Here is an 11,657-nt window from a genome sequence, read left to right as displayed (position 1 = left end):
GCACAAATCAGCAGTTCCAGGGGGCGTCATGGGCGACATCGATGCCATAACGTGCACGGGCATCCGTTGCTTTTTGCGGATCAATCGCAGCCAGTGCGGCGACGGCAATGTGTTGGCGATCCATTTCAAAGAAGCGACGCAGAGCAGGACGGGTGTCGCTACGGCCGAAACCGTCGGTACCCAGCGCGGTGTAGGGTGCCTGGATGTACGGAGCGATCAATTGCGCGTAACCACGAACGTAGTCAGTGGCGGCCACGACGGGCGTGTTCCCCGCCAGGCACTGCTGAACGTAACTCTGTTCATTGGTTTGCCCGCCGAACAGTGCGTTGCGCTCGACCTCCCGCGCTTCACGCGCCAGTTCGGAGAAACTGGTGACACTCCAGATTTCACTGGTGACGCCCCAGTCCTCGGCGAGCAGTTCAGCGGCAGCAATCACCTCGCGTGCAATCGAACCTGAGCCCAGCAGTCGTACTGTCGGCGTCGCACCCTCTTCACCTCGCAGGCCGAAACGGCGCATGCCTTTGATAACGGCGTCGTAATCGACGTCGTTCAGTGGCGCCTGCACGTAGTTTTCGTTGGTGACCGTCAGGTAATAGAACTCGTCCTGTTGTTCTTCGAGCATCCGTCGGCTGCCATGATCGATGATCACGGCCACCTCGCTGGCGAACGCCGGGTCATAGGCACGGCAATTTGGCACGGTGGAAGCAATCAGCTGGCTGGTGCCGTCCTGGTGCTGCAAGCCCTCGCCAGACAACGTGGTGCGCCCTGCGGTGGCACCTACCAGAAAGCCGCGTGCACGCTGATCCGCAGCGGCCCAGATCAGGTCTCCGACGCGTTGAAAGCCGAACATCGAGTAGTAGATGTAGAACGGCAACATGGTGACGCCGTTGACGCTGTAGGAGGTCGCGGCGGCGACCCAGGAAGAGATCGCCCCCGCTTCGGTAATGCCCTCCTCCAATAGCTGCCCCTCGCGGGACTCCTTGTAATAAAGCATCGCCCCGGCATCTTCCGGCTCGTATAACTGGCCGGCCGGTGAATAGATTCCGATCTGACGGAACAGGTTGGCCATGCCAAAGGTGCGCGCCTCATCTGCAACGATCGGCACAATTCTGGGGCCCAGTTGTTTGTCTTTGAGCAGGTTGGTGAACAGCCGAACGACCGCAGTCGTGGTCGAGGTTTCGCGGTCATCAGGGGTCAGCGCAAACTGCGCATAGCTATTCAGCATGGGGACGGACAACGGTTCAGCACGCGATTGCCGACGAGGCAGGTAACCACCCAGCGCCGTACGCCGGGCATGCAGATAACGCATCTCCGCACTGTCTTCAGCCGGTTTATAGAAGCGCATTTCTTCCAGCGCTTCGTCGTCCAGAGGAATCGCGAAGCGGTCACGGAATGCCTTGAGCGCCTCGACATCGAGTTTTTTCTGCACGTGAGAGGTGTTGCGCGACTCGCCAGCCAGTCCCATGCCATAGCCTTTCTTGGTTTTGGCGAGAATCACCGTAGGCTGGCCGTTGTGCTGTTTGGCAGCAGCAAAGGCTGCGTAGAGCTTGCGGAAGTCGTGGCCGCCGCGGCGCAGTCCATCGATTTCCTGAGGTGTCATGTGAGACACCAGCGCCTGCAATTCCGGATCGAGGTCGAAGAAGTGCTCCATGTTGTAGGCGCCGTCGTTGGCACCCAGAGTCTGGTATTGCCCATCCACGGTGTGCGCGAAACGGCGCAGCAGCACATGGTTGCGATCCCGGGCAAACAACGCATCCCAATCGGAACCCCAGACCACTTTGATCACGTTCCAGCCGGCTCCCTTGAACAGCGACTCAAGCTCTTGAATGATCTGACCGTTACCGCGAACCGGGCCATCGAGGCGCTGCAGGTTGCAGTTGACGATGAACGTAAGGTTGTCGAGGTTTTCCCTGGCGGCAAGTGACAGCGCGGCGATGGATTCGGGCTCGTCCATTTCGCCGTCGCCGAAGACACCCCATACATGGCGCTTCGACGTGTCGGTGATGCCGCGATGTTCCAGGTATCGCAGGAATCGCGCCTGGTAGATCGAGCTGATCGGGCCGATGCCCATCGAGCCCGTCGGGAATTGCCAGAAGTCTGGCATCAGCCAAGGGTGAGGGTAGGAACAGAGCCCACCGCCCTCCACTTCCCGGCGGTAACGTCCCAACTGCGACTCTTCAAGGTGACCTTCAAGAAATGCTCGGGCGTAGACTCCGGGTGCCGAGTGCGGCTGAAAGTAAACCAGATCACCTTTGGCGTCGCCGTTATCAGCCTGGAAAAAATGATTGAAGCCGATCTCGAAAATCTCGGCGGCCGAGGCGTAGCTGGCGATATGCCCGCCCAGTTCACCGTAAGCCTTGTTGGCACGAGCGACCATCGCCAGCGCGTTCCAGCGAATGATCGAGGTAATGCGTTCCTCCATCGCCAGATCACCCGGGAACGCAGGCTGTTTATCCAGACCGATGCTGTTCTGGTATTGCGAGTAAGGGTGCGCAGCGCGCCTCACGCCCAAGTGGCTGGCGTGTTCTTCGAGCCGCTGCAGAAGAAAATCAACGCGCTCACCGCCGGCGCTGCGGGCAATGCTTTCGAGCGCGTCGAGCCATTCGAGGGTTTCTTGTTTGTCGAGGTCATCGTCTGTTTTCACAGGCAAATCGTGGGTGTTGACGGTCATGGCAAATCACTCGGGTTACATTTATTCGGCATGAACGAACCCTCAGGCATTTCATCTGGGAAACGCCATGCGGGCAGTTCAGGCATCAGTTCGATTCAGGCAGCGAGATCACCAGCCGTCGACGCATGCACCACTCCACTCCACGCTGGGCGCACGTGCGTGCATCTGGTGATAGCGGCCGCCGTAAAACAGCAACGGCTTGCGTTGTGCACCCACGCGGATGTGCTCGATTTCACCGATGTAGAGCAAGTGATCACCTGCCGGATGAACATCGACGGTACGGGCCACCAGGTGCACCAGACTTCCGTCCAGAAGCGGTGTGTCCTGGTGATAGACGTAAGGAAGGGCCGCACCCTCCTCCGGTTTGCCACCGAAATGACCGCTCAACCAACGTTGGCTCTCCGCAAGGAAGTTAACGCCGTAGCTCACACCTTCTTTGACAAACTGGTTGAAGCTGGATGCGTTGCGGATAGAAATCAGGATCAGCGGCGGTTCCAACGAAACCGACATGAAAGCATTGGCGGTCATGCCTGCCGGCTGGCCGTCGGCGACGAAAGTGACCACCGTCACACCGGTGGCAAACTGGCCCATGACCGAGCGCAGAAGTTTGGTGTCCATAGACATTTTCCTCAGGTTCGCGGGAATGGTCACACCAGGGGCGAAACAGTGTTTTCCACGCCAAGTAGCGCCTTGCCGTATAGCTCGTTACCGACGGCAGGCAGTGCCACGGCATGCCGTGCTGCGGTGTTGGAATCGCGCCACCAGCGCTGCATCGGGCTAGCCTCGGAGAAACTGCCGGCACCGTGCGCGGACAACAGGATGTTGATCGCGTCGGTAATCAGAGTGTTGACGTAGCCCACATCAGCGCGGATTCGCGCTCGCGTTATCAGGTCCAGTTTGATGCCTTGGCGCGCGGCTGCATCCATCTCATCGGTGGAACGAAAGGCGCGCAAATGCGCGGTATCAATCTTCAATGCGGCTTCGGCGATCTGCGTCTGGAACACGACTGAGTCGGTTTGCTTTTCAAACGAGGTATAGGCCACCGCACGGCGCGATGCGTTGTCGATGACGTATTTCAGCGCCGCGCGCCCCAGGCCCAATTGCGGCCCGTTGAGGATCAACGAGGCAAACGGAACGAACAGTCCGCGATAAGCGGTTTCGTCCTTGAATTCAGTGGCGTACTCGCCCTCAATCGCCCCCGCCATGTTCAGCAAGCGATGATTGGGCACGAAGACTTCATCCGCCACGATGCAATTGCTGCCAGAGGCGCGCATGCCGGCGGTGAACCATGTGTCTTCAATGCTGTAATCGGCTTTTGGCATCAGCGCCAGGTACTGTGCGACGACTGTGCCGTTGGCATCGCGCTCTTCGGCACCGACGACCGCCCAGTCGGCGTGCAGGCTCCCCGAGGAGGAATACCACTTGCCCGAGACAATCAAACCACCCTCGACACGACGGGTCATTGGCGAGGCGTTGAAGACACCGGCGACCCGGGCATCTGGATCCGCGCCAAAGACTTCGTTCTGAGCTTGTTCCGAGAACAGACCGGTGAACCAGGCACAGACGTTCGTCAATGCAACGACCCACGCAGTGCCGCCACAGGCTTCGCCCAACGCTGCAGACACTTCGAGGTGTGAACGCAGCGTGCCTTCAAAGCCGCCGTAACGCTTTGGAACCATCAGCCGGAACAGCCCGGCCTCACGAATGGCTTCAATATTTTCATCAGCGGTGCGGCGGTTTTTTTCAGACGCTACGGTGTTCTTTCGCAGCAACGGTTGCAGCGCCTCCGCGCGCTTGACCAGTTCTGATAACGTCGGTGTAGACGCAAATGCGCTAAGGGTATCGACGTTCTGAAAAATCGCTTCTGTGCTCATACTCACCTCGAATGTCATAATGAACTAAAATGTCATTTATAAATTCCGGGTGAGCGAACGCCCCGGCAAGCAGTGGCTGCTCGACCGTGTGCGGGCGATCACCCGATCTGGTTACATCGACAGAATCTAGTTGTCAGCAAAGATTTTCGAAGGTCAGTAGCTTTTGAAAACCAGGACGTGCCAATTCGAGCGAGCACAGGGAGAAGTCGGATGAGGTCGGGCGGCGGGGTGTGAGGGGCTGAACATTTTCGTCTCCTGTTATTTTTATGACGATATTGTCATTACGACAACTGAGTTGAATGTAGGACAAGATTTTCCATCACGCAAGTCTAATTTATACAAATTTGTCATTATGAAAATTAAGCTATAAATTGTCACTCTGACGCCGTGTCATTGTTTGAGGCCTTACAGTGCAATTACCAGAAATCGATAAAACCGTTTCCGATCACCGACCAAGAGTCGCCAAGAAAAAGCGTGAGGTGATGCGCGGTAAATTGCTCGACGCCGCGATGCGTGTTTTTGCCGCACCGAGCGGTTCGCCTCCGGTCATCGATGACGTGATTCGTGAAGCCAACGTATCGCGAGGCACCTTCTACAACTATTTCGACTCTCTGGAACAAGTGCTCGTGGCTATCGGCCAGGAACTCAATAACCAGATGACCACCGACATCCTGCCGGTCTATGACGTCCTGACCCAGCCATGGCAACGCGCTGCTGTTGCCTCCAGGTTGTTCCTGATGCGCGCCCTCCTTGATTCGAAATGGGCCGGTTTTGTCACGCGTGCCGATGCGTGGCAGCACAACACGCTGGTCGCGGAATACATGGCCAAGGACCTCGAGAACGGCAAAGCCGCCGGTGAGTTCAGGTTCGACCGGCTCGACGCTGCGACAGACTTTTTAATGGGCGCATCAGCCCATGGTATCCAGGCCATTCAACAAGGGGTGGATCGTCCCAACCAATACATGGATGCCTGCGTGCGGCTGACACTGACAAGCCTGGGTTGCAGCACTGAAATGTGCGAAGCCGGCGTGACATTTTCCGTGTCTTACCTGAAGTTGTGGCTGAGCGGAGAGGTTTCGGCCAGCAAGCCTGAATGGGCGCTACACATGAATGCCGAGGCTGTCCGGCAATTTATTGCCTATTCACCTGACGCCGAATGCTGAGTTCCTCTGCCCTTCTCACCCATGCACCTGATTCTTTAGGAATTGCTCATTTATCGTGCGCCGCATCGGCGAAATTGCTCGGCTTGCGAACAGGAACGGCATGAGCCTGCTCATGCCGTTATCGAGGCGTTCAACCCTTCCTGACACACCATCCCCGAATCATCACAAAAAACAGCGGTACAAAAAACACCCCCAGCACCGTGGCACTGAACATTCCGCCCAACACACCAATACCGATAGCTTGCCGTCCGGCTGCCCCCGCGCCACTGCTCAAGGCCAGCGGCAGCACGCCGAACATGAAGGCCAGCGATGTCATCAGGATCGGTCGCAGGCGTAAACGTGCTGCGGTCAGGGTGGCGTCGACCAGACTGTGGCCTTGCTCCTGCAAGTGCTTGGCAAATTCAACGATCAGGATCGCGTTTTTGGCGGCCAAGCCGACCGTGGTCAGTAGTCCGACCTGAAAATACACGTCATTGGAAAGCCCTGTTGCCCGAACCGCCAACACTGTGCCGATGACCCCAAGCGGTACGACCAGCATCACCGAAACCGGTACCGACCAACTCTCGTACAGCGCCGCCAGGCACAAGAACACAAACATGATGGACACCGCGTAGAGCAACGGTGCCTGCGAGCCTGCCTGACGCTCTTGATAGGACTGCCCGCTCCACTCGTAACCGATGCCCTCGGGCAGTTGTTTGATCAGGGCTTCAACTGCCGTCATGGCTTCCCCCGAGCTGACGCCCGGTGCCGGATCGCCAACCAGGCCGATGGCTGCACTGCCGTTGTAACGCTCCAATTGGGGGGAGCCGTAGGACCATGTCGCACTGGCAAACGAAGAAAACGGCACCATTTCTCCGAGGCTGTTGCGCACAAACCAGCGGTCCAGATCCTGGACTTGCATCCGTGCTTCGGCCTCGCCCTGGATGTAGACCCGCTTCACGCGTCCCTCGTTGAGGTAATCGTTGACATAGCTGCCCCCGAGAGCAGCCGACAAGGTGTTGTTGATGTCACTTGTAGACAAACCGAAAGCACCGGCCTTGCGATCATCGATCTTTACCCGCAGTTGTGGGGTGTCATCGAGGCCGTTGCTACGCACCCGCTGCAGCAGCGGATTTGCGTTGGCCAGGCGTACGAACTCGTCCCGAGCGGCAACTAGCGCCTCATGCCCCAATCCGCCAAGGTCCTTTAGCTGCAGGTCAAAACCGGAGCTTTGCCCCAGACCACGGATCGACGGTGGCAAGCTGACGATGATGTTCGCGTCATGCACGCCGGCCATGGCTTGGCTGGCACGACGCGCAATCGACGCCGAATCCTGCCCGGGACCCGTGCGCTCACTCCAGTCGTTGAGCCTGACAAAGGCTCGTCCGGTGCTCTGCCCCTTGCCTCCGATCCCTAAACCGGCAAAGCCGATCACGGCTTCGACTTCCGGTTGCGCCAGCATGTATTCCTCGAACTGTCGCATCGCCAGATCCATACGAGTGTTGGTGGCGCCTTCTGGCAACTTGATCTGCGCCATCAGCGTGCCCTGGTCTTCATCGGGCAGAAAACCGGTCGGCAATTGCGCATAGACAAGCGCCATCGCAACAGTGATCAGGCCATACACCAACATGCCCGAGCGCTTGCGTTTCAGCAGCTTCGCGACCCCGCCCTCATAGCGCTCGGCATTGCGCGCAAACATTCGGTTGAACCAGCCGAAAAAGCCGCCTCGGGTACCGTGGTTGACGTCGCCTGGGCGTAACAGTGTGGCGCACAACGCCGGCGTCAGGGTCATGGCCATCAGTACCGACAACAGCATGGCGACGACGATGGTCACTGAAAACTGTCGATAAATGATCCCCGCGGAACCACCGAAAAACGCCATGGGAATGAACACCGCCGACAACACCAGGGCGATGCCCACCAGCGCGCCGGTGATTTCGTTCATCGATTCACGGGTTGCCTCCAACGCCGACAGTGCTTTTTCGGCCATCACACGTTCGACGTTTTCGACCACCACAATCGCGTCATCGACCAGCAGTCCGATGGCCAACACCATGGCAAACAAGGTCAAGGTATTGATGGAGTAACCCAACAGTGCCAACACCCCGAAGGTGCCCAACAGCACAACAGGCACGGTAATCGTCGGAATCAGCGTAGCCCGTATGTTTTGCAAAAACAGGTACATGATCAGTACTACCAGCACCACCGCCTCACCCAGCGATTTCACGACTTCTTTGATCGACAGGCTCACAAACGGCGTGGTGTCGTAAGCCACCACGGCCTCCAGGCTCAGTTCACTGGGGAAAAACGGCGCCATCTCGGCCATTTTGGCTTTCACCGCGTCACCCACTTCCAGGGCATTGGCGCCGGTGGCCAGGGTTACGCCCATGGACGCCGCTGGCAGGCCATTGAGGGTGGTAATCACATCGTAACTTTCGGCACCGACCTCAACCCGCGCAACATCACTGAGCAACACAACGGCACCGTCGCTGGTCGACTTCACCACGACATTGCGAAACTCCTCCATGCTCTGCAATTTGTTGCGCGCGGTGATGGTAGCGTTCAGTTGCTGGCCTGCAACCGCCGGCATGGCGCCCAGTTGCCCGGCAGAAACTTCGGTGTTTTGCGCCAGCAATGCGGCGCTGACATCCGAAGGCATCAATGCGTATTTCGCCAGCTTCGCCGGGTCGAGCCAGATGCGCATCGCAAACCCGGAGCCCAGCAATTGCACCTCGCCCACGCCGCTTACCCGGCTCAGAGAGTCAAGCAGGTTGCTGTCGATGTAATCGCCAATTTCGTTGCTGGTGACCTGGCTGTTCGAAGAGGTCAGGGCGACTATTATCAGGTAATCGGAAGTGCCCTTGCGCACGGTCAGACCTTGGGCTTGTACCGACAGAGGCAGACGTGATTGAGCTTGCTGCAGTTTATTCTGCACCTGCATCTGCGCCACATCCGGGTCGGTGCCGGGAGCGAAGGTCAGGGTGATATTTGCCGAGCCCGATGAGCTGCTGGACGCCGACATGTACAACAGATTGTCCAGCCCGGTCATTTTCTGTTCAATGACCTGCGTCACCGAGTCTTCGACCGTTTTGGCCGATGCGCCGGTGTACGTCGCGATGATGCGCACACTCGGTGGGGCGATGTCCGGGTACTGTTCCAGCGGTAATTGGCTGATGGACAGTGCGCCGCCCAGCATGATGACGATGGCAATGACCCAGGCGAAAATCGGTCGATCAATAAAGAAGTGCGCCATGCTCAGCCCTCCTTTGTCATGGCGACTTGCGTTGCAGCCGCGTCATTCACCACCGAAACCTGGGCACCGTCCCGCACTTTTTGCCCACCCTCAACCACCACTTGCTCACCCGCCACCAGCCCCGAGGTCACCCACCAATGATTGTCCACGGCGCGGCCGACGGTGATCTGCCGTTGCTCAACCTTGCCATCGATCAGGACCAGCACCGACGTCGTGCCACTGGCCGCACGGGTCACCGCTTGCTGCGGCACCAGAATGGCCTGGTCATCGCGGGCCTGCTCCAGGACTCCGCGCACGTACATGCCCGGCAGCAATTGCCGATCCGGGTTGGCGATCTCGGCGCGCAAGGTCACCGTACCGGTACTCTGGTTGACGCTGGCGCCGCTGAATTTCAAACGGCCGGTCTGGTTATACAGGCTGCCGTCTTCGAGGCGCAGCGCCATATCCGCCTCGCCCTCGGCAGCGCTGTGCAGGGTGCCGGCCGCCAATTTACGCTGTAAACGCAGCAGCTCGGTGGTGGATTGAGTGACATCAACGTACAGCGGATCGAGTTGTTGGATCGTGGTCAGCACCAGGTCTTGATTCGCGACTACCAAGGCACCGGGCGTCACTGCCGAGGTCTCGATGCGTCCGGAAATCGGCGCGACAATACGGGTGTAGGTCAAATTGATTTTCGCCGTCTCAAGTGCTGCTTCGGCAAGCTTTACGTCGGCGGCTGCAATTTGCACAGTGGCATACGCGTCGTCGTTGTCCTGACGGCTGATGGCTTCGAACTTCGCCAATTGGGCGGTGCGTTTCGCGGTGACTTGGGCTGCTTTCAAACTGGCGCGACTCTTGGCCAGCGATGCTTGTGCCTGCGCCAGCGCCGCGCGATAGGGCGCCGCATCCAGTTCATACAGCACTTGCCCGGCAGTCACATCGCTGCCTTCGACAAACAAGCGCCGCAGCACCAGACCGCCGACCTGTGGGCGAACCTGCGCCACCATGAACGCCTGGGTGCGGCCCGGCAATTCGGTGGTCAACACTTGGCTCTCGACCTTTAGCATCACCACACGAACCTCAGCCACGACCGGGGCGCCTGGCGGGGTATCCGATGAGCAACCGCTCAACAGTGAAAACACTATCAGCGCCACAACAAGCACACCGGTCACTGGTAACTGGATAATGGTTTTTATCGACATTGACGCCTCTGCATCCAAGGGAAGGCTTGGGTCTGGCGTCATGCTGTGATGCAAATGTGCAGGAAAATTGAAGATTGCCGAACACGCTTGAATCCTGCGCGCCAGAGGGCCTAAATGGCGCACATTCCGCGACTGATGCAAATCCATGAAGCTGAGCATTTCCACCAAGCTGTTCGCCGCTGTCTTTGCCAGCGTGCTGTTGGTGATTCTCGCCATGAGCGCTGCCACTGGCTGGAGCTTTCAGCGCGGCTTCATCGGTTACCTCAATGATCAGGGGATCGCCCGTCTGGAAAAAACCCTGCCCCGGCTGGCCGAACTCTACGGTCAGGAAGGCAATTGGGATGCTGTTCGTGAAGATCCGCGGCGCCTGTTTGACCTGATGCGCCCTATTCCCGGTATCGATTTCCCGCTGGATGTGCCGAAAGCAGAAGCACTGATGCCGGACTCCACCGGAGTGCTGTTTCGCACGGCCCTGCTGGATGCACAAAAACAGCGAGTGGCCGGTTACCGCAAGACCGGTGACGAGGCGATCAGCCGCCCTATCGTCTTTGAAGGTAAAACCGTGGGTTGGCTCGCGCTGGCGCCGTTCCAGAACGTCTCTGAAGGCGGCGGCGATATCTTTCGTCGCTATCAGTTGCACACGAGTCTGGTTGTTGGCGTGGGTTCATTGCTGCTGGCCACACTGATTGCCTGGTGGATCTCCCGAACCCTGCTCGGGCCGGTCAAGCGTGTGGCCGCGGCCACCCATCGCCTGGCCGTCGGTGAGTACAGTTGCCGGGTGTCGGTCACGGCTCAAGACGAGGTCGGGCAATTGGCCAGGGACTTCAATCATTTGGCCCTGACCCTTGAACGCAACGAACGCATGCGCCGCGATTTCATGGCCGATGTGTCGCATGAGCTGCGCACACCGCTGGCCATTTTGCGCGGAGAACTGGAAGCAATTGAAGACGGCGTGCGCCCCCTCGACCAGACCGCCCTGAGCTCGCTGCAAAGCGAAGTCAGCCGGCTCGGCAAACTGATTGGCGACCTTTATCAACTGTCCCTGGCAGACGTCGGCGCCCTCGCCTACCGCAAAAGCCAATGTGACGTCGGCGCGCTGCTGGATGAAAGCGTCGAGTTGTTCCGCGAGCGCAGCCAGGCGTGTGAACTCAGCATGGAGCTGAAACTGCCGGCACGGCCGTGCATGCTTGAAGTCGACCCTGATCGCTTGCAACAACTGTTCAGCAACCTGCTGGAAAACACCCTGCGCTACACCGCTACCGGAGGGCGTTTGCAAATCAGCCTGATTCCCACGTCCAAGATGCTGACCATCGACTTCTTCGATTCGGGCCCTGGCGTGGCAGACGAGCATCTGCCACGGCTATTCGAACGGTTCTACCGAGGTGACACCTCGCGGAGCCGGGCCAACGGCGGCGCGGGCCTGGGCCTGGCCATCTGCCGCAATATCGTCGAAGCCCACGGCGGCCAGATCAATGCGATGCCCTCGCCATTGGGCGGACTGTGGCTTGTCGTCCACTTACCTTATGGAAACTGAAC

The 11,657-nt window shown here is 58.7% G+C and carries 7 protein-coding genes; 2 read left to right on the top strand and 5 right to left on the bottom strand.

Going from position 1 to position 11,657, the window contains the following annotated elements; genetic code table 11:
• Positions 1–7 precede the first annotated feature (7 nt).
• The 3 genes from mdeB to ACQR3R_RS06950 form a co-directional block, all read right to left on the bottom strand.
• Positions 8–2,671 carry an alpha-ketoglutarate dehydrogenase gene (gene mdeB / locus ACQR3R_RS06960; protein ID WP_428271281.1) on the bottom strand — a complete coding sequence of 888 codons (2,664 nt, stop codon included), beginning with the start codon at positions 2,669–2,671 and terminating at the stop codon, positions 8–10.
• Between the two features lie 108 nt (positions 2,672–2,779).
• Entirely contained in the window at positions 2,780–3,289 is a 510-nt protein-coding gene (locus tag ACQR3R_RS06955; RefSeq protein WP_428271280.1) for a flavin reductase, read from the bottom strand.
• 29 nt (positions 3,290–3,318) lie between these two features.
• Positions 3,319–4,545: an acyl-CoA dehydrogenase family protein gene (locus ACQR3R_RS06950; protein ID WP_428271279.1), complete on the bottom strand. Its 1,227-nt coding sequence runs from the start codon at positions 4,543–4,545 to the stop codon at positions 3,319–3,321.
• A gap of 410 nt (positions 4,546–4,955) precedes the next feature.
• On the opposite strand from ACQR3R_RS06950, the gene ACQR3R_RS06945 reads away from it, so the two are divergent.
• Complete coding sequence (locus ACQR3R_RS06945) at positions 4,956–5,708, top strand: TetR family transcriptional regulator (RefSeq protein ID WP_428271278.1); 753 nt, start codon at positions 4,956–4,958, stop codon at positions 5,706–5,708.
• Positions 5,709–5,838: 130 nt separating this feature from the next.
• Here the strand turns inward: ACQR3R_RS06945 and ACQR3R_RS06940 are convergent, their stop codons facing one another.
• On the bottom strand, positions 5,839–8,940 hold the full coding sequence (locus ACQR3R_RS06940) for an efflux RND transporter permease subunit (RefSeq protein ID WP_428271277.1): 3,102 nt from the start codon (positions 8,938–8,940) through the stop codon (positions 5,839–5,841).
• Positions 8,941–8,942: 2 nt separating this feature from the next.
• Positions 8,943–10,121: an efflux RND transporter periplasmic adaptor subunit gene (locus tag ACQR3R_RS06935; RefSeq protein ID WP_428271276.1), complete on the bottom strand. Its 1,179-nt coding sequence runs from the start codon at positions 10,119–10,121 to the stop codon at positions 8,943–8,945.
• A gap of 145 nt (positions 10,122–10,266) precedes the next feature.
• Here ACQR3R_RS06935 and ACQR3R_RS06930 point away from each other — a divergent pair, with 145 nt between their 5' ends.
• Positions 10,267–11,655 carry an ATP-binding protein gene (locus ACQR3R_RS06930; RefSeq protein WP_428271275.1) on the top strand — a complete coding sequence of 463 codons (1,389 nt, stop codon included), beginning with the start codon at positions 10,267–10,269 and terminating at the stop codon, positions 11,653–11,655.
• Positions 11,656–11,657 lie beyond the last annotated feature (2 nt).

This window comes from Gordonia sp. IEGM753 (genome assembly GCF_050321825.1).
Taxonomy (GTDB): domain Bacteria; phylum Pseudomonadota; class Gammaproteobacteria; order Pseudomonadales; family Pseudomonadaceae; genus Aquipseudomonas.
This window is presented reverse-complemented; position numbering and strand designations above follow the sequence as displayed.

Bases quoted from the DNA above. Each gene is read 5' to 3' on its own strand.
- mdeB (WP_428271281.1), bottom strand. From the start codon at position 2,671: ATGACCGTCAACACCCACGATTTGCCTGTGAAAACAGACGATGACCTC.
- ACQR3R_RS06935 (WP_428271276.1), bottom strand. From the start codon at position 10,121: ATGTCGATAAAAACCATTATCCAGTTACCAGTGACCGGTGTGCTTGTT.
- ACQR3R_RS06930 (WP_428271275.1), top strand. From the start codon at position 10,267: ATGAAGCTGAGCATTTCCACCAAGCTGTTCGCCGCTGTCTTTGCCAGC.
- ACQR3R_RS06940 (WP_428271277.1), bottom strand. From the start codon at position 8,940: ATGGCGCACTTCTTTATTGATCGACCGATTTTCGCCTGGGTCATTGCC.
- ACQR3R_RS06950 (WP_428271279.1), bottom strand. From the start codon at position 4,545: ATGAGCACAGAAGCGATTTTTCAGAACGTCGATACCCTTAGCGCATTT.
- ACQR3R_RS06955 (WP_428271280.1), bottom strand. From the start codon at position 3,289: ATGGACACCAAACTTCTGCGCTCGGTCATGGGCCAGTTTGCCACCGGT.